This window comes from Sphingobacterium sp. NGMCC 1.201703 (assembly GCF_047784615.1).
Classification (GTDB): Bacteria; Bacteroidota; Bacteroidia; order Sphingobacteriales; family Sphingobacteriaceae; genus Sphingobacterium.
In genome coordinates this window covers 122,705-144,667 of sequence record NZ_JBLOHD010000010.1, presented here as the reverse complement: position 1 = coordinate 144,667, position 21,963 = coordinate 122,705, and the positions used below count along the sequence as shown (strand labels likewise).

At 40.2% G+C, this 21,963-nt stretch carries 22 protein-coding genes and 1 pseudogene; all 23 read right to left on the bottom strand.

The genetic code is table 11. The features are described 5' to 3' along the window. Nucleotides 1-5: 5 nt before the first annotated feature. A complete protein-coding gene (locus ACK8HY_RS19265; protein WP_416134513.1) occupies nt 6-1,076 on the bottom strand; it encodes a hypothetical protein in 1,071 nt (356 codons plus the stop codon). Between the two features lie 24 nt (nt 1,077-1,100). Continuing rightward, entirely contained in the window at nt 1,101-1,616 is a 516-nt protein-coding gene (locus tag ACK8HY_RS19260) for an LptE family protein (RefSeq protein WP_077438199.1), read from the bottom strand. 10 nt (nt 1,617-1,626) lie between these two features. After that, nucleotides 1,627-2,901, bottom strand: a complete 1,275-nt coding sequence (locus ACK8HY_RS19255) for a sigma-54 interaction domain-containing protein (RefSeq protein ID WP_416134512.1) — start codon at nt 2,899-2,901, stop codon at nt 1,627-1,629. Nucleotides 2,902-2,938: 37 nt separating this feature from the next. Beyond that, the gene (gene miaB / locus ACK8HY_RS19250; RefSeq protein ID WP_416134511.1) at nt 2,939-4,375 is read right to left on the bottom strand and encodes a tRNA (N6-isopentenyl adenosine(37)-C2)-methylthiotransferase MiaB; all 1,437 of its coding nucleotides are present in this window, start codon (nt 4,373-4,375) and stop codon (nt 2,939-2,941) included. Nucleotides 4,376-4,703: 328 nt separating this feature from the next. Beyond that, the gene (locus ACK8HY_RS19245) at nt 4,704-5,387 is read right to left on the bottom strand and encodes an OmpA family protein (RefSeq protein ID WP_410528294.1); all 684 of its coding nucleotides are present in this window, start codon (nt 5,385-5,387) and stop codon (nt 4,704-4,706) included. A 203-nt stretch (nt 5,388-5,590) separates the two neighbouring features. Further along, on the bottom strand, nt 5,591-6,352 hold the full coding sequence (locus ACK8HY_RS19240; RefSeq protein ID WP_077438203.1) for a hypothetical protein: 762 nt from the start codon (nt 6,350-6,352) through the stop codon (nt 5,591-5,593). A gap of 211 nt (nt 6,353-6,563) precedes the next feature. Then, complete coding sequence (locus tag ACK8HY_RS19235; RefSeq protein ID WP_077438204.1) at nt 6,564-6,962, bottom strand: hypothetical protein; 399 nt, start codon at nt 6,960-6,962, stop codon at nt 6,564-6,566. Nucleotides 6,963-6,965: 3 nt separating this feature from the next. Beyond that, nucleotides 6,966-8,378 (bottom strand): 23S rRNA (uracil(1939)-C(5))-methyltransferase RlmD, encoded by a 1,413-nt coding sequence (gene rlmD, locus ACK8HY_RS19230; protein ID WP_416134510.1) that lies wholly within the window; start codon nt 8,376-8,378, stop codon nt 6,966-6,968. A 273-nt stretch (nt 8,379-8,651) separates the two neighbouring features. Beyond that, entirely contained in the window at nt 8,652-9,227 is a 576-nt protein-coding gene (locus ACK8HY_RS19225; protein WP_077438206.1) for a TetR/AcrR family transcriptional regulator, read from the bottom strand. Between the two features lie 114 nt (nt 9,228-9,341). After that, the gene (pheS, locus tag ACK8HY_RS19220) at nt 9,342-10,382 is read right to left on the bottom strand and encodes a phenylalanine--tRNA ligase subunit alpha (protein ID WP_077438207.1); all 1,041 of its coding nucleotides are present in this window, start codon (nt 10,380-10,382) and stop codon (nt 9,342-9,344) included. 279 nt (nt 10,383-10,661) lie between these two features. Beyond that, complete coding sequence (locus ACK8HY_RS19215; RefSeq protein ID WP_077438209.1) at nt 10,662-11,120, bottom strand: single-stranded DNA-binding protein; 459 nt, start codon at nt 11,118-11,120, stop codon at nt 10,662-10,664. Between the two features lie 19 nt (nt 11,121-11,139). After that, nucleotides 11,140-12,189, bottom strand: coding sequence for an A/G-specific adenine glycosylase (gene mutY / locus ACK8HY_RS19210; protein ID WP_416134509.1), 1,050 nt, complete (start codon nt 12,187-12,189; stop codon nt 11,140-11,142). Between the two features lie 106 nt (nt 12,190-12,295). Then, entirely contained in the window at nt 12,296-12,775 is a 480-nt protein-coding gene (locus ACK8HY_RS19205; protein WP_416134508.1) for an urease accessory protein UreE, read from the bottom strand. Next, nucleotides 12,768-13,748 (bottom strand): urease accessory protein UreD, encoded by a 981-nt coding sequence (locus ACK8HY_RS19200; RefSeq protein ID WP_416134507.1) that lies wholly within the window; start codon nt 13,746-13,748, stop codon nt 12,768-12,770. Before ACK8HY_RS19200 ends, ACK8HY_RS19205 begins: the two co-directional genes overlap by 8 nt. Nucleotides 13,749-13,760: 12 nt before the next feature. Continuing rightward, the gene (ureG, locus tag ACK8HY_RS19195; protein ID WP_077438213.1) at nt 13,761-14,390 is read right to left on the bottom strand and encodes an urease accessory protein UreG; all 630 of its coding nucleotides are present in this window, start codon (nt 14,388-14,390) and stop codon (nt 13,761-13,763) included. A gap of 97 nt (nt 14,391-14,487) precedes the next feature. Further along, complete coding sequence (locus ACK8HY_RS19190) at nt 14,488-15,174, bottom strand: urease accessory protein UreF (RefSeq protein WP_077438214.1); 687 nt, start codon at nt 15,172-15,174, stop codon at nt 14,488-14,490. 1 nt (nt 15,175) lies between these two features. Continuing rightward, nucleotides 15,176-15,670, bottom strand: a complete 495-nt coding sequence (locus ACK8HY_RS19185) for a hypothetical protein (RefSeq protein WP_077438215.1) — start codon at nt 15,668-15,670, stop codon at nt 15,176-15,178. 10 nt (nt 15,671-15,680) lie between these two features. Further along, the gene (gene ureC / locus ACK8HY_RS19180; protein ID WP_416134506.1) at nt 15,681-17,531 is read right to left on the bottom strand and encodes an urease subunit alpha; all 1,851 of its coding nucleotides are present in this window, start codon (nt 17,529-17,531) and stop codon (nt 15,681-15,683) included. Between the two features lie 81 nt (nt 17,532-17,612). After that, nucleotides 17,613-17,909, bottom strand: a pseudogene (gene ureB, locus ACK8HY_RS19175) (urease subunit beta); the annotation flags it as partial. Between the two features lie 14 nt (nt 17,910-17,923). Further along, nucleotides 17,924-18,226 (bottom strand): urease subunit gamma, encoded by a 303-nt coding sequence (ureA, locus tag ACK8HY_RS19170; protein ID WP_046674789.1) that lies wholly within the window; start codon nt 18,224-18,226, stop codon nt 17,924-17,926. 36 nt (nt 18,227-18,262) lie between these two features. Then, entirely contained in the window at nt 18,263-19,471 is a 1,209-nt protein-coding gene (locus tag ACK8HY_RS19165) for a porin (protein ID WP_077438216.1), read from the bottom strand. A gap of 153 nt (nt 19,472-19,624) precedes the next feature. Continuing rightward, entirely contained in the window at nt 19,625-21,007 is a 1,383-nt protein-coding gene (locus ACK8HY_RS19160) for a sensor histidine kinase (RefSeq protein WP_175992105.1), read from the bottom strand. Continuing rightward, the gene (locus ACK8HY_RS19155) at nt 20,997-21,677 is read right to left on the bottom strand and encodes a response regulator transcription factor (protein ID WP_077438218.1); all 681 of its coding nucleotides are present in this window, start codon (nt 21,675-21,677) and stop codon (nt 20,997-20,999) included. Before ACK8HY_RS19155 ends, ACK8HY_RS19160 begins: the two co-directional genes overlap by 11 nt. Nucleotides 21,678-21,963 lie beyond the last annotated feature (286 nt).

The window sequence follows — 21,963 nt, the reverse complement described above, 5'->3', positions numbered from 1 at the left end:
TGTAATTAATTTAATTTCTTTTCTAATTCTGTTATGCGTGCCGCAAAGTAAGCATTTTTTTCTGGATATTTCAAAACTAATTTTTCGTAAACCTCTATTGCTTTAGGGTATAAACCCTGTTCGGCATATATTTTTGCAAGGGTTTCGGTCACTAGTGAATGCTGGTCTTCCGAACTTTTTCTTGCTTTATTTTCTAAATCCAGCTTTTCCGCCTGCAATGGTTGGATCATAGGCTCTTCGCGGATAAATTTTTCGATGACCTCATCCGTTTTGCGTGGAATCTGAAAGGCGATCGTCGTTTTTACTTCATCGCTAAGTTTTGCTTCCGGTGACTGCAGATGAAAAATATTCTCCCGGATCTGTTGATCCAATAGCTGACTATCCAATTTTTCATGAATCTTGGCGATATCATCATTTGATGGTGTCATTCGGCCCAATGGAGACTTTACATAAGGTTGGTATGTTTCAGCATATTCAAGTCGGGTTTTATGCAACCACCATAGGAAGCTATAAGGCATGGTATCATCGTCATAGACTGTGACTCGCTCTTGCGTATCCTTAGATGACTGAACAGCGGCCTCAACATGAGCCGGCTCCACAGCCTCTGACGCATCAAGGATGCTGGATTGTTGTTTTGCTTCACTCGAACGAAAATAATCTTGCGCCACACCAGCTTGAATCAAACGTTCCAATTCGTCTGCCTTCTCCACTTCTTCCACATTAGTATCTGTCTGATCAACTTCGGTCTCTACCACCACCGCTTCCTCCATAACAATATCATCCGGTACCTCATCTCCGATTTCCTCATCAAGCGTGATCTCTTCCAATTGGAGTTCTTTTGCAACCACTACTGTACTATGCATAAACTCGTAAAGCCAATTTGGAGACGGAGCATACAGTAAGGTAGCCGATAGATTCTGAACAGACTTACTTTCACCAAAAATTTTACGTTCATGTATAAATCGTAAACTTTGTGCATAAGGATATTTTTCGATCAAGGCCAAAATCACTTCTTCGCCAACAGACTCAGGCTGATTGATTGCTTGAAAGAAAAGCTCATTATTCGATAGCGGCATAGTAATATTCATTTTGGAATAAGATTACCAGTTGGCAAACGCCTTATTATAAATATCCTCTGTCAACATCTGGATAATTTCTTTGCCCAAAGTTTCCTCCTGTGCACTCTGAAGATTTCCTGCAAATTCTTTGAAACGTGTAAAAGGCTGTTCAAAGTCATCTTTAGGGTTAATCTTATTATGATAGGAAACTTTAATGGTAATGGTCATTCTATTCATCGCAGCACGGTCTGTCCCAGCTTCAACGGCGGCTGGACTGATCGTATAATCCGTAATGAATCCTTCAAAAGTGGCATCACCATCTTGATTGACCTGACTCAAACGGGATTGGTTCCGAATACGCTCCTTTAATGCTTCCGTAAAATTCTGACTTAAAGTCGGATACACCAAAGGCGCAATATTTTCGAAATATTGAATATTGACAGTCTTCATCCCTTCTGGAATGGACCCACCTGTGAATCCATATTTCACCCCACAACTATTCATGACGAATAGAAATGCGATTGTGAGAACGGTATATAAAATTCTTTTTGACAACATGTGCGAAACCTTAGTCTAAATTTAAGTCTTTAATTTTCCTATACAAAGTTCTTTCGGAAATTCCTAATTCCTGCGCTGCAGCCTTTCGTTTACCACGGTGTTTTTTCAATGCTTTTTTGATAAGGTCTGATTCCTTATCTACCAAAGACAAAGACTCCTCGACTTCCTGTGCATCTTGTAGATAATCATCCTGCGCAACTGGATTCTTCAATACATTTGCCGTATTATTGGGTGAATGAATCGTCAGCGTCGGTGCAATACCATATCCTTCATTATCAGATTTTATTTGTGGTTCAATTTCCTGATAGAGCTGATTGATATAAGGCGAATTTTGATCAAACGTAGAAGAATCTACGCCTTTCTGAATCAGCTCTACAACGAGTTTTTTCAGATCGACCATATCTTTTTTCATATCGAAAAGAACCTTATACAGGAGGTCTCTTTCAGAAAAATCTTCCTTTGCACCGGTATTGCCTGAAACTATGGCCGGTAAACTTGTGCGGGACTCATTTGGCAAATAGTTTTGCAGTATATGTGCATCAACAATACGTTCTTTCTCCAAAACAGCAATTTGCTCAGCGACATTCTTTAATTGACGCACATTCCCTGGCCAATTATAGTTCCGTAACATATTTTGCGCGTCTTCCGTCAACTGCACTCCAGGAGAGCGATACTTTTCCGAAAAATCAACAATAAACTTGCGAAACAATAGATTGATATCCTCAGGGCGTTCTCTAAGGGAAGGTATACGCAAAGGAACTGTATTTAACCGGTAATACAGATCTTCCCGAAATTTACCTTTTTGAACCGCTTCAAACATGTTGACGTTTGTAGCAGCAACGACACGGACATTGGTTTTTTGAACTTTTGATGACCCCACACGAATGTACTCGCCAGATTCCAAAACACGTAGCAATCGGGCCTGCGTACCCAAAGGCAACTCTCCGACCTCATCCAGGAAAATTGTTCCGCCATCAACGACCTCAAAATACCCCTTACGTGCTTCATGAGCACCGGTAAAGGAACCTTTCTCATGGCCGAATAATTCAGAGTCTATTGTTCCCTCTGGTATTGCCCCACAGTTGACCGCTATAAACGGACCATGCTTGCGAGAACTCAATTGATGGATAATATGCGAAAAAACTTCTTTACCACTACCACTTTCACCTTGTATTAATACAGAAATATCAGTTGGAGCCACCTGACGGGCGATATCTATCGCACGATTTAACAACGGTGAATTACCGATGATTCCAAATCTATTTTTTATATCTTGGTTATCCATAAATTTCCAGTTGGAAATAAATTTAAATTAAGTTTTCTTAATCAACAATTTTACCGAGCAAGGTTGCTGATGTACATGATTCCACAAGCACATTGACATAGTCACCTTGTTTGTAACGAGCGTCTATAGGAAATACGACCAAGGCATTCTGATCATTACGACCACAGAAATCAAACTCAGATCTTTTCGAAAAACCTTCTATAAGGACTTTACATACCTTTCCAATAAAATGTTGATAGCGATATAAACTATGGTCACGTTGTTTGTTGATCACTTCAGTCAAACGGCGCTTTTTAACATCTTCTGGAATATCATCCGCATAACGCTTCGCAGCTAATGTTCCAGGTCTTTCAGAATATGCAAACATATATGCAAAGTCATATTTCACATAATCCATCATCGATAGTGTTTCCTGATGTTCCGCTTCTGTTTCTGTACAGAACCCAGTAATCACATCCGTAGAGATCGCACAATCCGGAATAATTCTGCGGATAGCGTCCACACGTTCCATATACCACTCACGATCATAAGTACGGTTCATAAGTTCCAGTACTCTGGAATTTCCGGATTGTACCGGTAAATGGATATAGTTACAGATATTTTCATGTGAAGCGATCGCATACAAAACTTCATCCGTGATATCTTTTGGATGCGAAGTCGAAAAACGAACCCGCAACAAAGGACTCACTTCCGCCACCATGGTCAATAGTTTCGCAAATGTGACTGTCTCGCCAGGAGTTTCCCCTTCTGCAACGGGCGCAGTATATTTGTAGGAATCCACATTTTGACCTAACAACGTCACTTCTTTATAGCCAGCATTGAACAGATCTTGTGCTTCTTTCACAATAGAATGAGCATCACGACTACGCTCACGTCCCCTAGTAAATGGAACTACACAGAACGAGCACATGTTATCACAACCACGCATGATCGAAATAAAGGCTGTTACACCATTTGAATTTAATCGAACCGGGTTAATGTCGGCATAAGTCTCCTCACGGGACAACAATACATTCACAGCTTTTGCACCATCATCTACCTTATCAATTAAGTTAGGAAGATCACGATATGCATCAGGCCCTACCACAACATCAACCAGTTTTTCTTCCTCTAGAAACTTCGATTTTAAACGCTCCGCCATACAGCCCAGCACACCGACAATCATTCCGGGATTTTTGGTCTTAGCCGACTCAAATTCTTTCAATCGATTACGAACACGCTGCTCTGCGTTTTCACGGATTGAACAAGTATTAATAAAGACAACATCTGCTTCCTGATAATTCTTTGTTGTTTCGAAACCTTTGTCCAACAAAATAGAAGCAACGATCTCACTATCCGAAAAATTCATTTGGCAACCGTAACTTTCGATATACAGCTTACGTCCATTACTGATCTTTGGATCCTGTTCCAATAACAATGCCTCACCCTGACGAGATTCGTCGTGTTCCTTAGTTGTATGTGTTAAATCTAGCATAGCTCAATTTTCAAAGACTACAAAGTTAGAAATTAAAATCCATATAATGACAGTTTGTCAGCCAGAAATATGGTTTATACTTTGTCAAATTTCTAAAGTAAATCAGTTATCTCTTAGCAGTCTGATCGCATATTCAGGTTATTTCCTACGTCACTTCTTTTCTTTCTGGCGATGTCATAAGCCTTTCGGATTAGCGGTGTTTCATTACTAGCCTGGATATTTAAAAAAAAGGCGTGGATGCTATCCACGCCTTTTTTTAAATATCCAACAAGCTTCTCAACGAATTGTAAAACAGTATGGATTCCCGAAGGATTATCTGCTCAGCTCCTTATTGACCTGCTTGTTGTTTTGCTTCTTTCTTCATTTGGTCACCGGCAACGATAACGATCTCTACGCGGCGGTTTTGTGCACGGCCAGCTTCGGTATCATTACTTGCGATTGGCTCAGAGAAGTTTCTTCCTTCAGTTTTAATACGTGAAGAAGCCAAACCTTTAGATACCGCAAATGCACGTACCGAATTAGCACGGTCCAAAGACACTTTATCATTTGCAGCTAAAGTTCCCACATTATCCGTGTGTCCGATAACCAAAATCTCTGTTCCTTGCTCCTTATTTAAAGTCGTCACCAAATTCGCGATATTATCTTTTGCAGATGCTTTTAAATCAGACTTGTTGAAATCGAACAAAATACCTGAATCAAATTTTACAACAATACCCTCTGCAGACTGAGTCACTTCAGCGCCTTCTACGGTTTTAGAAATCTCTGCAGCCTGTTTATCCATTTTCTTACCGATCAATACACCTGCTGCACCACCAATAGCCGCACCTGCCAATGTACCAATAGCCGTATTACCAGCCTTACCACCAATTAATGCACCTAAAGCACCACCCGCAACACCACCAATCACACCGCCTTTAGTCGCATTATTTGTATTTTGGATTGTTGAACAACTTCCAAATAACATAGCCGAGGTTGCAACAGTCAAACCAAATACAGCTAATTTTCTATTCATTTTCATATCTATCTAAGACTTTTAATATTCAAACTAAATTACTGTTGATGTTAAAATCAAACAAAGTGCCAAAAGCATCCTTTTTTAACTTTTTTGTTACGGTATTCAGAAAAAATACATTCTAACATTGATAATTGAGGACGATAAGCTACAAATAAGCCGGTCATTGTCCAAAGAAACAACAGCATAAAAAGAAAAATGTTTTATTTCTCTTGTGTCTTAACTTCAATATCAGGCAATAAAGATCCTTTTGGACGCCCTTTCGCCTCAAAGTCTTCTAGCGATTGCTTAACATAATGCATCAGATCATATTGCCCCCAATGTTCAGCCAGATCAAATGAGGGACGATAACGTACCATGAAAGCATCTAAATCAGCGCTATCCAATTTTGTTAAGTTCTGAACAGCTGCTCTTGAAAAAATACGGTCGACCTGTAATTCTTCCTTTTCCCTGTCCATAAAGCGGCCAAAGCGTTTCGCATTTTTCGCTTCCCGTCCAAAAAGATTATAAAGCGCTGTGGCCGGACTACCTAAATAAGTCCCAAATTTATTCTTCCCACCATTATAAACTCCTTTCTTCGAATAATTTCCCATGGCATCATTCAATTCAGCTTCCTTGGACTTACGCTCCACAATGACTGTTTCCAGCTTAATTCCTTCCTGCATTTCAACATAGAATTCATTGAGATTTGTTAAAATAGTCTTTATTGGTGAAAAGCCAACTTTAGTAAAAGAAAGAGAATCCCCTACAGAGGCATCGATTGTGAATACGCCAAAAGAGTTTGTCAGCGCGGATCTGCTTGTACGCATATTTAGCACAACCACATCTCCAATTCTATTGCCTGTCCCCCTTTGTATCACCATACCTGACACTTTTTGTATATGTTGTGCCTTCGCACCAAATCCGGTCAAAAGCAACATCAATACGCCTAATAGCCCACCTATATGTATGTGTATTCTTCTCATTGGAATATATTGTTTTATCACGCTAGTTTGTTAAGCATTTTTCTAGCCACTAGCGTTATTGAAAGCGATAGGACAAAATCTCACTAATCCAAGACAGCCGATCTCCGAACTATCATTGCAGCCTTTTGAATCCTCACATGCTCAACCTATTTCGCTAAAAATAGTAATAGTTTGACAATTGTACTGTTAAAAAAGTTTAAATATTCCTTCTTTATTTGTAGGGGTAGAAAACAAAATTGGCTCCTTCGGCAACAACGACGAACAAACACATATAATCTTTTGCCGGTTTATAATTTTGTACAAAAGTAGCCTTACGATCCTCCTGAATGATATCCATTTCGACAAATTCCTCTAAAGTAGAGGCATTGATTGTCCAGTTAGTATTAAGCTCGACACGGTCTAGGATCACTTCTCCTACAGAGACTTCATGTTGATGTGCCACAAAAATCGGATAGGAAGAATAACCTTCTTCAATAATCTCCATTGCCACTTCGCGGATTGACTCACTATAAAAATCAAGATCTACCTGCAAACTCTTCAACGGGCTCTGCCCGGCAGATTGCGTTTCCTCATTTCTGGCTCCGCCTGAAAATAAATCCTCTACTTCCATATATTATGATTTTTTTAGTTCTAATAGAACGACATTTTCTACGTGTTGCGTATGGGGAAACATATCCACAGGCTTGATACGTTTTACATCATATTTATCGGCCAACAGGACTAAATCTCTCGCCTGTGTCGCTGCATTACAACTTACATAAACAATTCTGGGAGATTCCATTTCCAACAAACGGGCCACAACATCCGCATGCATACCTGCCCGTGGAGGGTCAGTAATTACTACATCCGGTTTACCATGTTCGGCAATAAAAGATGGCGTCAGCACATCTTTCATATCACCGGCATAAAACTTCGTATTGCTAATATCATTAATTGCTGAATTAACTTTTGCATCTTCAATCGCACTAGGAACATACTCAACCCCGATCACCTCTTTCGCTTTCTTAGCAACAAAATTTGCAATCGTACCAGCTCCGGTATACAAGTCATACACAAGTTCATCACCTTTTAGATCAGCAAAATCACGCGTGATCTTATAGAGCTCATACGCTTGCGCTGAGTTGGTCTGATAAAAAGACTTCGGCCCCACCTTGTAGCGAAGACCTTCCATTTCCTCATAAATAAAATCCCGACCCGCATATACCTCAATCTCCTGGTCGAAGATGGTATCGTTACGCTTTTGATTCACAATATATAGCAACGACGCAATTTGAGGGAACTTGTCTTTGATGAAACTCATTAGCAATTCAACTTGTCCATCTTCAGGGTAAGCAAAAACCACTATAACCATCATCTCACCTGTAGAAGAAATACGGATAATCAGATTGCGTAATACTCCTGTATGCTCCCGGAGATCATAAAAGGTCATCCCGTTGTTGAGAGCAAAGTCCCGTATGGTATTCCGCACTTCGTTGGAAGGATCTTCCTGGAGAAAACAATGATCGATATCCAAGATTTTATCAAAACGTCCAGGCACGTGAAAACCAAGCGCATTCATTTCCAATTGTGATGCAGCCTCGTCAACAGAAGTCAGCCATTTCTTATTGGAAAATGTATATTCTAATTTGTTTCTATAATATTCTGTTTGGGCCGATCCTAAAATATCCTCCATCGAGGAAGTATCGACTTTCCCAATACGGGATAAAGCATTATCAACAGATTGTTGTTTGAATTTCAATTGCGCTTCATAGCTCATGTGTTGCCACTTACACCCGCCACATACACCAAAATGCTCACAAAAAGGATCCACGCGGTAAGTAGAAGCTTCTTTCAAATCCGTCACACGAGCCTCGGCAAAATTCTTCTTCTTGCGCATTAACTCCACATCGACAACATCACCAGGGACAGCTTTTTCGACAAACAAAACCAAATCGTCGGTTTTCCCTACACCTCTACCTTCTTCGGCAATATCAATGATTGCAATATCTTTCAAGAACTTTTTTTCTTGCGGAATTCTTCTACTCATAGTTCGCAAAAATACAATTTTTTATATTGATTTTCCACTGACTACCATTGTCTTAAAAAAAAGACCTTCCATGTATCATATCAATCCATTTCCATCACGCAAATTCCCTTGATATTCAAAGTCATCCAAGCAATATCAAAGCCCTCCCGCCATGGAAAATGATATAAGTTTATGGATCTCAGTCCTAAAAGTGACGGGAACGGTAAAAATAAAAATGGAAGATTATTTAACCAGGCACGTAGCCGAAAAGCAATAAACAGATAAACCCTTTGTTTAGAGGATAGTCGCCTGCACGAGGTAAGGAAGAATTTCCTTTTGAAAAGAAATGAAATTTTTACGCACATCGGCATCCGAGACCGCTGTAAAAGCAAAGGAGAATACAATGCTCTTACTTGATTTGATCAGAAATGTCAATTTTTCCTCACTGATCGCTTCATTAATCTTTTCATTCTGAATAAAAGTACTCAAAAGCAGAAATTCCAGATCTTCAGATAATGTCTTTAGATATTCTTGCGCATTGGCAGACTCACGGATAAATTCCCAGCCGATCAACTCATTGCATGCCGTATAAGTCAGCCGGCTGACACGTAGGATGGTCGAAGCCAAAAAGGAAGCCATATCATCCTCATACTTTGTTGTCTTTAAGATATCCAGCAAACTCGCCCGCAGATAGTCCATTAAAATCGCATGCAAGATCATCTCTTTACTATCAAAGTATTTATAAACAGTCGCTTTGGCAAGCTTAGCTTTTTTTGCCAACGTGTTTACACTGGTTTTATGATAACCATTTTGACGAAAAAGTTCCCGTGCTGTTCTTTTTATGGATTCAATGATATGATCTGGTTCCATACTCTTCAGATAAGACTACCACACATCACACTATTTCCAATTCCCAAACCGCCAAAGTTACGCTTAGAGCCTGGCAATAGTGTGATGCTTACAACAGTCTTTATTAGCATTGATTTATATTAATTCAGTCTCAAACTGAGCTAAGAAACGCGTATCATTTTCAGAAAAAAGGCGCAAGTCTTTGATTACGTATTTCAGATTTGTGATCCTTTCGATTCCCATACCGAAGGCAAAACCCGAATACTTTTTACTGTCGATTCCGCAATTTTCAAGTACATTCGGATCAACCATTCCGCAGCCCAAAATCTCTACCCAACCAGAATATTTACAAAGATTACATCCAGCACCTTTACAGATCGTACAAGAAATATCCATCTCAGCAGAAGGCTCTGTAAACGGGAAGTACGAAGGTCGGAAACGAACCTTAGTGCCTTCACCATACATTTCTTGAACAAAATGGTATAAAGTCTGCTTCAAATCAGCAAACGAAACATTTTCATCCACATATAATCCTTCTACCTGATGAAAGAAACAATGTGCGCGAGCCGAGATAGCTTCATTTCGATAAACACGACCAGGCATAATCGCACGGAAAGGTGGTTTACCAGCTTCCATGAGTCTCACTTGAACAGAAGATGTATGTGTTCTCAGTGTAATATCGTTACCTTCTTGTTTTTTGATAAAGAATGTATCTTGCATATCACGCGCCGGATGTTCAGGAGGAAAATTCAACGCGGAGAAATTGTGCCAATCATCTTCGATCTCTGGTCCCTCAGAAACGATGAAACCTAGCTTTTTAAAGATCTCAACGATTTCCTTGCGTACCAACGAGATTGGATGTCTGGATCCCAATTGAAATCCATTACCAGGCAATGTTAAATCACCTTCGATTTGCTGGGATTTCTGTTTCTCACCGGAACCAAATTTTTCCTGTGCTTCCTTGAAGGTATTTTCTGCCAACTGCTTAAATTCATTCAGTACTTTTCCCAAAGTACGTTTTTCTTCAGGAGTAACTGTTTTGAATTCATCAAAAAGATTCTTCACGATCCCTTTGGAAACCAAAAACTTCAATCTGAAATTTTCTACATCGGCTGAAGAAGATGGCGCAAATGCCTTAATTTCTTCAGTATACTGCGTAATTTTATCTTGCAACATAATTAGGACAAACATAGCCAAAATTTCCGCCAAAAAGAAATTTTGCCATCTCCCGATATGCGCCAAAAGCGAAGCCGTAAAGAAGATAGAGGTGCACGACCCAACGGATAAAGTTCTTTCTAATCAACGCTTTGAATAGGAACCTTATTTTTAAACTGCGGTTAAAAGGAATGGAAAATATACTGTAAATCAAAAAGAGCAGATTTTTCATCTGCTCCTTGCCCATAATTATATATAAAACAATAATCTTCTGCTATTCAAAGCTACCTGTAAGTTCGATTAAAATGGAAGCGGATTATCCTCCTGATCGTTTTCGGTAAAATCAACTTCGATTTCTTTATCCTCAGCTTTCTGTGCTGGGGTACTTGCAACATTCCCCGTGTTAGCAGCTCCAGTAGGCTCAAAATCCGATTTCCGTCCCAAAAGGGTAAAAGTCTCAGCAACTACTTCAGTCGCATAGCGTCGGATTCCCTCTTTATCTTCGTAGGTACGTGTACGTAATCGACCTTCGATATAGACCAACTTGCCCTTAGTAAGGTATTTTACCGCCACATCTGCCAAGCCGCGCCACATGACAATATTGTGCCACTCGGTTTGTTCTACTCGTTTTCCGTCCTTGTTATACGTTTCTGAAGTTGCCAATGGGAAACTGGCAACGGAGACATTGCCTTCTAAATATCGAATTTCGGGATCTTTTCCAAGATGTCCCACTAAAATAACTTTGTTAACTCCTGACATAATTTAAAAGCATAAATGGTTAAAAATTGGATCTTTCCAAAAAGGTGAAGATCAACTTGTGTTTAGCTAATTTATCTAAATCTTTTAAAAATACATAATCCCAATTGGATTTTTTTTGATTTAGACCGCCCTCTAACCGCACTTCAAAGAATGTCGCATAAATATTCTGATGGCTCAGAATATGTTTAGTTTGTTTTTGTAGAAGCTTGATTTCCACATTTCCCCCGAAATACCGGACAAATTCCTCATCTCCAAGGAGCTCGGGTATCGTTAATGTACGATCAGACTCGATCAGAGGAAACTCGTATAAATTCTGCCAGACATCACCTTCCCCCCGCTTTGACATCAAAATTTGCGCTTCGTATTTAAGGATAAAATAATTAAAATACCGATCCTTACTCGCCTTTGCTTTAAGTTTAACTGGTAATCGATCGACATCGCCCTGTAGCACCGCATAACAGGATGTATTAAACATACAAGTAATACATAAAGGTTGCTTTGGCTTACAATGAATAGCACCGAAATCCATGATGGCCTGGTTGTATAATGCCGGATAGTCCTGATCCAAATTCTCCTGAGCGATAGCTGTAAAAATTTTCTTTCCCTCAGTAGAATTGATCGCGGTGTCTATTCCAAAATACCTAGAAAGCACTCGGAACACATTCCCATCCAGTACTGCCTGCGCCTCATTATTGGCAAAGGATGATATTGCGGCAGCGGTATATTCACCTATACCGGGAAGCTTTAGCAAGGTCTTATAATCTACAGGAAAAATGCCGTTATATTCGTCACGGACGATTCGTGCAGCCTTATGCATATTTCGCCCCCTTGAATAATAACCCAGTCCCTGCCAAAGATGTAAAATATCATCTTCCTCTGCGTTAGCAAAGTCAACGACTGTCTCAAACCGTTCCACGAATCGTAAATAGTAAGGCAGCCCTTGTTCTACTCGAGTCTGTTGCAGGATAATCTCAGAGAGCCAAATTTGATAGGCATCTCTTGTTTCCCGCCATGGTAAATCACGCTTATGCTGTTGATACCACCCCTGCAATTCCGCACCAAATGTCATAACAACAAAAATGCACAATTTTTCAGCATTTTCAAGCAGCGTACAAACAAAGATCGGCTCCCGTTATCAAATCAAAACCTGAAACAGAGGTTCGAATACAAACCTCTTATTTTTTCGCATTACGAAGCGATGTAATCTGTTCGTCCGGTTCCAAAATGGCATTTTCCAAGGAAATGGAACCATTATATTTTTCTTTTAATGCCTGATACAGGCGTCCGTCATAGGAGACAGCAAAACGTCCATCAGCTTTCAGATACACAGGCAAATGACGGTTACCTACATCAAAACAGAATTCTCCGACCATAGAAAGATCCTGACTGTCAAGCAGTACACAAAGACAGGGCAAGATATTGACCTGTATAAACAGGTCTTCGCTATGATAGATACATTGCCCTGACTGTAAGGCCGTGCTGTCATCCCTTTGTATCTTTACCGTATTACCCTTACGCGTTTTGCGGTGGATAACACGTTTATTTACTTCAAAGTAGGAAAGATCCAAGATATCCGATTCACGATTGAATTTAACATGCTCAAAATTGGGAATGGACTCAATGAGGATTTCGGTAGGCTCTTTCGATTTACGCATATTTCAGTCCTTCCTCCGTTTTACTTTTGACTACCCTCTTTTTCCGCGGGCTGGTTGTACTTTTCTTTTTAGCGACAACTGCGCCTGTCACAACTTCCTCTGTCGCAATCGATTCTGCCAAAACCGTTTCCGTCACAAATGGCGAAGACTCAGCCCCTTCATTTTCGAGAACTTCCTTTGACTCCGACAGTTTATGCATGGTAAAATCCCAGCACAATTGCCCCAACATCTGCAGAAAATCATAGAGTAATTCACCGTCAGAACCCAACGCTCGTAGAATAACGACATCTGATGAAGCCTGTGTAAATCCATAAGAGATGTCATTATATTCTACAGTCAATATTTCATCAAGTTCGTTCTTTAACTCCTGCGCAAAATTAGCGGAGAATAAAAAGGTCGCTTGATGGGTGTAACCTTCAAAGAAGAGCATCTTCTGGATGGGCTGCTTTTTGGGTTGCAGCAGCTGATTGTCGATGAAGGCCAGCTTTCCGGATCTGAAAATCTTCGTCTGTGTATGCAAACGATTAAATTCAAATGCTTCTTTCATATAGATCCGTCCAACACTGATAATATCACCCCACATCAAAACCGCATCTTCCGCCAGATGGATATGATTTGTTGCTTTGAATATGGAATCCTTAAAAGGTGTAACTGGATGCGGGATATAATGAAATATAGCCCCCGATGCAACCTGTACATCTGTATGCTGGCTTGCGCCGGTTTTCATCGGGTGCAATTTATTGAAGGACTGCGTGAACAATTTTAATTGAGCCTTTTCCTTTACATGGACGTCAATATGAAGATGATCTGTATCCATAATGCCGGGCGATGCGCTCATAATAATCATTTCCAGATGATCAGTGAGATTCGCTGCTCCATAATGGGTCAATTTATAAGGTGCATTATGGTAGCTTTCTTTCAGCCTGCTTCTACCGTCCTCTTGGGCTACATTTATTACTATCTTACTATCCATATCCCTTTGTTTTTAGCCGACTTGTTCTAATAAAGCATATTCTCTGATCCATTTCTTTACATCTTCCAAACCTTCCAATGTCATCAGATTCGTAAAAATAAAAGGACGTTCTCCACGCATACGCAATGTATCCTGACGCATAACTTCCAAATCCGCATGCACGTAAGGTGCCAAATCAATTTTATTGATCAATAATAAGTCTGAACGTGTGATACCGGGTCCGCCTTTACGTGGCATTTTTTCACCTTCGGCAACATCAAGCACAAAAATCGTTAAATCCGCCAAATCCGGGCTGAATGTTGCTGTCAGATTATCCCCCCCACTTTCAACAAAAATCAGCTCAACATCCTCAAAACGGTTAGCCAATTCCTCCACAGCTTCAATATTCATCGATGCATCTTCACGGATTGCGGTATGTGGGCATCCGCCAGTCTCTACGCCAATGATACGTTCTGCCGGTAGTGCCGAATTTTGCTGTAGATACATTGCATCTTCACGTGTGTAAATATCATTTGTAACAACACAGATGCTATAATCTGCGGACATCGAACGTGTCAAGCGTTCGATTAATGCTGTCTTGCCCGATCCAACAGGTCCGGCAACACCAATTTTTACATAATTTCTTTTTGACGTCTTTTTCATCTGTATCAATTTGTTTATTCATGTCCCTTATTTATTTTTTCCACCGATGGGATGGGGACTGATAAAATAAATTTTAAGTATAGCAGTAATCTTACTTTTAGGATATATAGATACGTGTATATAACTTTTCATGTTGCATACAACGGATATCTTGTGCAATACAACAATTACCGATTAAATCCTCTTCCAACGCTGGTTGCGCGGTAACCAACTTATTGATTAATGGCTGCAACTTAAACAGAATCTGTTGTGCATCCATTTGACTGATAGGGACCAGTTTCGCACAGTTGGTCATAATACCATTGAGTGAATTATAATAAAAAGCGCTCAATGCATCTGTATAGCTAATCCCTTGCGCATGTGCAAACATGGCAAATGCCATAGCGTAATGCCCATGCAATTCTTGTGTATTTATTGCTTTTAAATAAGCTGAACAACGTTTAACCGGCTGCAATTTTTCAGTCAGCTTCAGGAAGCGTATACCCAATTTTTTACTTGCATCCCGAATTTCATAAGGCGCCTTAAAGGCTGTGATCAAGGCGTCTAATTCTGCTACCTTTTTCTTTGTCGCCTTTGTTTCGCATAATTGCCAAGTCTTATGAAAAAAGGCCGCATCGTTGTAATAGAAGCTATGTTCCAATAACGTCTGTGCATACTCTTTAGCAGTTTTCGAGTCGTGTACAAGACCTTTGGTTATATAGGTTTCCAATCCATAGGAATGTGTGAATCCTCCAATCGGAAAAACGGAATCATTGATCTGCATCAATGTCAACAATGGATTCATATTATCCCCCCTTTGCTAGTGTGATTTTATTTTGCACTACGGCATACTGATGTATGCGCAATGTATGCGTTCGTTCGATTACCCGTGACTCTTTCGTTGGTGTAAATCCTGCCCTCTGTAATTGTTCCCACAGCGGATTTTCGTAAGCAGCTATGATTTCATGAGCTGCGTTGATAAAAACAGGTATATGCTTATTGCCTATTTCTAGGCATACTCTCGCCATATCCATTCTATTTTTGGGCCGTACGACCAAACAAGGACAGGGCAATATTCGGACAACGATACGGAGGTCTGCTGTTTCAAACAGAATATCACCATCGAACAAGGGGTCTTCACCCAGATTTCTAAATCCGATCTCCCGGCCCTGAACGGTCAATCCCCGAATGACACGTCGCTCGGTATCAAACCATTCAAGCTGTAAAAAATCCAGTTCAGCAGCATCCTGCTCTTTGCCGTCTGTCCAAATATTGCCTTTAATGTCTCTTGTTAAAATCATATATTCTGAATTAGAACAGGAAGTAACGTTGTGCCATTGGAAGCTCTTTTAATGGCTCACAAGTAGCTAAAACACCATCTACTGTTACTTCATACGTTTCGGGATTGACCACGATATTTGGCGTGGCATGATTATGTACCATATCCTTTTTCATCACTGTACGACAACCTTCTACCGGCAAACATTTACGTGATAAATTCAATTTCTGGATATTTCCATTCTCTATGGATATTTTTGAAACGAAGTTGAAACACAATTTTGACACTGCCTTACCATAGTTTCCAAACATCGGTCTGTAGATGATCGGCTGTGGTGTAGGGATAGAAGCATTCGCATCCCCCATTTTCGCACCTAGGATCATACCGCCTTTGATAATCAACTCTGGTTTCACACCAAACAACTCTGGTTTCCACAAGATCAGATCGGCATATTTACCTGTCTCAATAGATCCGATATATTTATCAACACCATGCGCTTTTGCAGGGTTAATTGTAAATTTGGACACATAACGTTTTACGCGGAAGTTGTCATTGTCTTTACCCTTATCTTCAGCCAAAGGTCCACGCTGAATTTTCATTTTATGTGCGGTCTGGAATGTACGCGAGATCACCTCGCCCACACGGCCCATCGCCTGACTATCCGAACTCATAATGGAGAATACCCCCATATCCTGAAGAATATCTTCAGCAGCGATCGTTTGTGGACGGATACGAGAATCTGCAAAGGCAACATCTTCTTTTACATTTCTGTCCAAGTGATGGCAGACCATTAACATATCAAGATGCTCTTCTGCGGTATTCACTGTAAACGGTTTTGTCGGGTTGGTAGATGCAGGGAGAATGTTTGGATACATCGCAATTTTGATGATATCAGGTGCGTGCCCACCACCAGCTCCTTCTGTATGGAATGTGTGGATAACACGTCCGTCGATTGCAGCAACGGTATCTTCCAAGAAACCAGCTTCATTCAATGTATCCGTGTGTATAGCCACCTGTACGTCGTACTTATCAGCAACTTTTAACGCTGCATCGATAGTCGCCGGCGTAGCGCCCCAGTCCTCATGGATTTTCACCCCTAATGCACCAGCTTCAATTTGCTCTTCAATCGGCTTGGTTGTCGAAACGTTACCTTTACCGAAGAAACCAACGTTGATCGGTAGATTTTCAAACGCTTCAAACATACGCTCGATATACCATTTACCTGATGTAACAGTTGTCGCAAGTGTACCATCTGCTGGTCCGGCACCACCACCGATAAATGTAGTTACGCCTGAGTACAATGCGGTCTCGATCTGCTGTGGAGAGATAAAGTGAATGTGTGTATCGATACCGCCAGCAGTAAGGATATAACCTGCACCTCCGTGCACTTCTGTCGAAGCTCCAATGACCATTCCTTTGGTTACACCATCCTGTACGTCAGGGTTACCTGCTTTTCCGATACCAACAATTTTACCATCCTTAATACCAACATCAGCTTTCACAATACCCCAGTGGTCAATAATGATCACATTGGTAATACAGAAGTCTAAAACATCCTCATCACGCAGGGCACGGGCAGATTGCCCCATACCATCACGGATCGTCTTACCACCACCGAATTTATTTTCTTCGCCATATACGTTGAAATCTTTTTCAATTTCTATAAATAGTTCCGTATCAGCTAAACGCACCTTGTCACCCGTGGTCGGGCCAAAAAGAGCAGCATATTTTTCCCTAGGGATATAAAGCTCCCCATCAATATATTTAACAGATGATTTGTCTAAACCTAGTTTATCTAAACCAAGCGCATGTAGACCAACGGTAGATCCCAATGTCGTGAGTCCTACAACCTTAATCCATTCGCGTCTATTCCATCCTCCCATTCTATATTATTTAGATTGTCTGAATTTTAATTTTTTCATTTTCTCCACAGCTTTTGATTTGACATTTTGGTCAGTAAACTTCCCATTAGTCAATCCATTGAAACCGTGAATTTCTTTGCTTCCTCCAAATTCAACCAGTACAACAGACTTCTGTTCACCTGGTTCAAACCGTACCGCCGTACTTGCAGGAATATTCAAGCGCATACCAAATGCTTTTTCGCGGTCAAACGAAAGCAATTTGTTCGCTTCAAAAAAATGATAGTGCGAACCCACCTGAATCGGTCTATCGCCTTCATTTTTTACAACAAGGCTAGTGGTTCTACGCCCCACGTTAGCTTTGATTTCCTCTTTTTTTAAAATGTATTCTCCTGGAATCATATGATTAAGATTTATTAACGAATAGGATCATGAACTGTTACCAACTTAGTACCGTCCGGAAAAGTAACCTCAATCTGCACATCATGGATCATCTCAGGAACACCTTCCATCACCTGGCTTCTTTTCAATAAGGTCGTACCATAAGACATTAAGTCCGCAACAGATCGACCATCTCTTGCTTCCTCCATAATCTGGGCACTGATATAGGCAATACATTCAGGGTAATTTAGTTTCACCCCGCGCTTGAGTCGCTTTGCTGCCAGTTCTCCTGCTAAATGCAATAGCAGCTTTTCTGTTTCTCTTGGTGTTAAACGCATAAAAAATAATTGTTTGTTATTTTGTTAAAGGAATTATTACAAGACCGGAATTGTAAAATATGCTCCAAAGGCAACACGGTTATATTGAGTTTTACCCATATCCATATGCCCTTTGTAGTTCACTGTATTACCTACATAACCAAGGTAAAATCGCAAATCCTGATTATGAAAAGGTTTATGTTGCAGGGTCGCAAAGTAGGTCCAGTTTTGACGGAAATTTTTGCCAACCTGATCGTCATCTCTCGATCCGGCAGTCTCATAACCACCTTTCAGCGCTACCTCCCATTTTGGACTTAAAAACTGATCATACCGTACAATTGCCGAAGCGTAATTGACATCCTTTGCCAAAACGCGTCCTGTCCCCGTACGTCCATAAAAGTCATTGATTGCCGATGATGCAATCAAGGCATGGTCAACACCCAGATAAGAATATTGCAGATCTAAATAGACCATTTGCTTCGGCGTTTTAAACTTGTTCGCCAAAGAGATGGAATGATTGGTATGTCCCTTTGCAAACTGGGAGATATTATAGGACCATTTTGTATTGATTTTTTTATCCATAAAGGCTCCTACCCAGGTAAAGTAAGCACCCATTGGCACATCAGATCGCACCAGATCACCTACTGCAAAACCATTTTTGGTATGCAAATCCATAAAACTATCGTTTGTCGTATTATAAACTTGTGCATGTAAGGAATGATTAGGATTGACTTCATAGGACAATGTTCCCCCTACCACAAATAAATTCAGGATACGGTCAACATAATCCGTGAATTTATACTCGTAAATAGGGTTATTCTCAAACTCGTAGCTACCCACAATAGCACTCTGCTTACCCGCTGTGACGGACCATTTCAGATCCTTTCCAAACTTATATTTGATATAGGCCATATCCAATGCCCTTGATCCATTGTCCTGACTGGTTGGTGCAAATGATCTATTCAGACGAAAACGTACTTTATACGAAAGCTGATCATTGTAATCACCGCTCATCAAGATGCGGGCATCGTCCAAATTTGCTTTTGCCTGACCGGAGCCATCGCTGTTATCAGCCTGCAGACCTGCACGAAGCAAAACATCCAATTGAAATGATTTTGCCCTAGCTGGTTCTTTTGACAATAAACTACTTCTGGATAATAAGCTATTTCTTTCTGCTGGAATGGAATCTGTTGGAGCCTGTTCCTGCGCATGTAATGCCGCAATGCCCAAACCCAACGTTGTAATAAGTGAAAGTGTTTTTTTCATCCGTATAACTTGCTTTTTGTTGGTGATGAAGCTATCAGATTTATTCCTTTATAGGTTTGAATAAATCGTGATGGTTTCATATGATATACCTATCTCTGGTACAAGTATATCACGGCAAATTAAAAATGGAATAAGGATGAGATTAAAATGAGATTAGAAAGCAATTTTAGGCAGCGTGACAACAACCTGGGTACCTTGCCCTTCTGCAGAATAAAGGTTGAGCTCAGCACCATGGAGATCAAAGATATTCTTGGCTAAAACAAGCCCCAGGCCATTTCCATAGATATCCCCGACATTGGAGGCGCGATAAAACGAAGTAAAAATATGGGGCTGATCTTTCTGCGGAATTCCGATCCCTTTATCAAATACTTTAATTGTAATATTTCGGTCATCACAGCTAATAGCGACCTGGACCTGCTCACCATTACCATATTTATATGCATTGGAGATGATATTGCTAAAGGCAATATAGAATAGATCAGGATTGGCAAGGACTGTTAATTCATCGCTATCTTCGGGGATCTGGGTAAAATCAAAAGACAACCTAAAATCCTTATGGATGCTTCGTTCAGCTTTATAAATTTCATACAGCAATTCATCAATGCGGATGACAACTTTATTATCGACCTCTCCCTTAAAGCCCATACGGGATAATTGGAGCAGATTATTAATGATGAGTTCCATCTTATCCGCGTACTTTGCGATCGTCTCCAATGAATAGTAGGCTTCATGTTCTTTGGGAATCAGATTTCGTGCAAGTTCCGCTTCACCACCAATAATGGTCAAAGGCGTTTTTAATGAATGGGATGCATTACCGATAAAGCTTTGCTGGGACTGTACCGAAATATCCAAACGACTGAGCATGGAGTTAAGGTTTGTAATCAATACCCCCAACTCGTCCTTAGCATTACTGAATTTACTGGACAGTCTATGGTCCAGATTGGCAATATCCACTTTTCCCAAGTCACTGTTGATATCCTTGATCGGCTTGAGCAGTCGGTCTGCAAAATAAAAAGACATTAGGACAATCAATAGAATAGCTAAAAAACCACCCGTAATCAAGGTACGATCTAATTGACGCTGCTCCTCGTGCCCATAGTCATCAATCCCTTCCGACACAACGATAAGATTGTCATGATGGAGATGGTCTTTAAAGAACACCGCGACAAATGCTGTTTTGTTATGCATATATCTACCTCTGCCATTTTGGATAACCTCTTTATAGAAGCTCATGGGCATCGGTAGATTAGGTTTAAACCGAATACTGTCACTTCCTTTCACCACACGGAGCAAGTGGTCTGTTCCTTCGGAAAGCTGTTTGAGGTATTTACGTTTTACCTGGATATAAAGTTCCTTGTTTTCTTCCTTTTGGTGGACGATATGATCACCGACGATGACTGCATTTTCTTCCAACCGATGAAAAAACTTAGTCTGTAGACTATCGTAGGTAAAATAAGAGACATAAAGGGCAAATACAACAAGCAGGAGCGTGCTGATAACAGAAAATAAAAGTACAATTTTGGTCCTAATTTTCATGACGGATGACATAGCCCATACCAATAACCGTATGGATCAGTTTACGGGCAAATTGTTTGTCAATTTTTTTACGCAAATAATTGACATAGACATCCACGACATTGGTGCTTAGATCGACATCCATACCCCAGACTTCCTCTAGTATATCTATACGTGTCAATACCTTATTACGATTAAGCATCAAGAATTCCAATAAGCGGAATTCCGTGGCTGTAAGTATGATCGGAGATTCTCCACGTTGAACAGATTTGCTATCCCGATCCAATTGCAGATCATCAAATGTCAAGACGTTCTTTTGTTCGGTCACTGTTTTGGATTTGCGGCTATAGCGATTTATACGAGCCTTTAATTCTTCTAAGCGAAACGGTTTGGTCAGGTAATCATCTGCATCACGTTCAAAAGCTTCCACAATATCTTCGGTTTGGTTCAATGCAGTGAGGATAATAATCGGAACTTCATTATTGGACATCCGGATGTTTTTACACACATCAAGACCATTCATGCCGGGTAACATCACATCCAACAAAATAAGGTCATAATGATTTAATCCGGCCATTTTTAGACCTGTATAGCCATCCATTGCAATGCTAATGTTATAGCCTTCTTCCTTTAGTCCTCTTTCTATCAAGGATATGACCGACGGTTCGTCTTCTATAAGCAGTAGTTCCACAGATATTGTTTAAAAAGTAAATTTAAGGTTTGTAAAATACAAAAATATCACTGATCGTCTTCGCTAAGCTATTGAAAGCCACAAAATTCACAACATTCTTGACTTTTATATGATATTTTTAGGGTGATGGAAACATGCTTGTTATTTTTCAGTCTACTATCACAGCCTAATTTTACAAGATGGCATTTGAATACAATAATATCAAAATTTCTGCATGATTTTTACCAATCGGCAAAAGATTATTTCACAAACCAGCCAAATTTCAATACTTTCGTATTTTAATTTA

Excerpts from the sequence above, each read along its gene's own strand:
- ureA (WP_046674789.1), bottom strand. The coding sequence starts at position 18,226 with ATGCGTTTAACACCAAGAGAAACAGAAAAGCTGCTATTGCATTTAGCA.
- ACK8HY_RS19245 (WP_410528294.1), bottom strand. The coding sequence starts at position 5,387 with ATGAATAGAAAATTAGCTGTATTTGGTTTGACTGTTGCAACCTCGGCT.
- ACK8HY_RS19160 (WP_175992105.1), bottom strand. The coding sequence starts at position 21,007 with ATGAAAATTAGGACCAAAATTGTACTTTTATTTTCTGTTATCAGCACG.
- ureC (WP_416134506.1), bottom strand. The coding sequence starts at position 17,531 with ATGGGAGGATGGAATAGACGCGAATGGATTAAGGTTGTAGGACTCACG.
- ACK8HY_RS19205 (WP_416134508.1), bottom strand. The coding sequence starts at position 12,775 with ATGCGTAAATCGAAAGAGCCTACCGAAATCCTCATTGAGTCCATTCCC.
- ACK8HY_RS19215 (WP_077438209.1), bottom strand. The coding sequence starts at position 11,120 with ATGTCAGGAGTTAACAAAGTTATTTTAGTGGGACATCTTGGAAAAGAT.
- ACK8HY_RS19235 (WP_077438204.1), bottom strand. The coding sequence starts at position 6,962 with ATGGAAGTAGAGGATTTATTTTCAGGCGGAGCCAGAAATGAGGAAACG.
- ACK8HY_RS19240 (WP_077438203.1), bottom strand. The coding sequence starts at position 6,352 with ATGAGAAGAATACACATACATATAGGTGGGCTATTAGGCGTATTGATG.
- ureG (WP_077438213.1), bottom strand. The coding sequence starts at position 14,390 with ATGAAAAAGACGTCAAAAAGAAATTATGTAAAAATTGGTGTTGCCGGA.
- ACK8HY_RS19190 (WP_077438214.1), bottom strand. The coding sequence starts at position 15,174 with ATGAATCCATTGTTGACATTGATGCAGATCAATGATTCCGTTTTTCCG.
- ACK8HY_RS19200 (WP_416134507.1), bottom strand. The coding sequence starts at position 13,748 with ATGGATAGTAAGATAGTAATAAATGTAGCCCAAGAGGACGGTAGAAGC.
- ACK8HY_RS19265 (WP_416134513.1), bottom strand. The coding sequence starts at position 1,076 with ATGCCGCTATCGAATAATGAGCTTTTCTTTCAAGCAATCAATCAGCCT.
- rlmD (WP_416134510.1), bottom strand. The coding sequence starts at position 8,378 with ATGAGTAGAAGAATTCCGCAAGAAAAAAAGTTCTTGAAAGATATTGCA.
- miaB (WP_416134511.1), bottom strand. The coding sequence starts at position 4,375 with ATGCTAGATTTAACACATACAACTAAGGAACACGACGAATCTCGTCAG.
- ACK8HY_RS19225 (WP_077438206.1), bottom strand. The coding sequence starts at position 9,227 with ATGGAACCAGATCATATCATTGAATCCATAAAAAGAACAGCACGGGAA.
- ACK8HY_RS19255 (WP_416134512.1), bottom strand. The coding sequence starts at position 2,901 with ATGGATAACCAAGATATAAAAAATAGATTTGGAATCATCGGTAATTCA.
- ACK8HY_RS19260 (WP_077438199.1), bottom strand. The coding sequence starts at position 1,616 with ATGTTGTCAAAAAGAATTTTATATACCGTTCTCACAATCGCATTTCTA.
- mutY (WP_416134509.1), bottom strand. The coding sequence starts at position 12,189 with ATGACATTTGGTGCGGAATTGCAGGGGTGGTATCAACAGCATAAGCGT.
- ACK8HY_RS19165 (WP_077438216.1), bottom strand. The coding sequence starts at position 19,471 with ATGAAAAAAACACTTTCACTTATTACAACGTTGGGTTTGGGCATTGCG.
- ACK8HY_RS19185 (WP_077438215.1), bottom strand. The coding sequence starts at position 15,670 with ATGATTTTAACAAGAGACATTAAAGGCAATATTTGGACAGACGGCAAA.
- pheS (WP_077438207.1), bottom strand. The coding sequence starts at position 10,382 with ATGTTGCAAGATAAAATTACGCAGTATACTGAAGAAATTAAGGCATTT.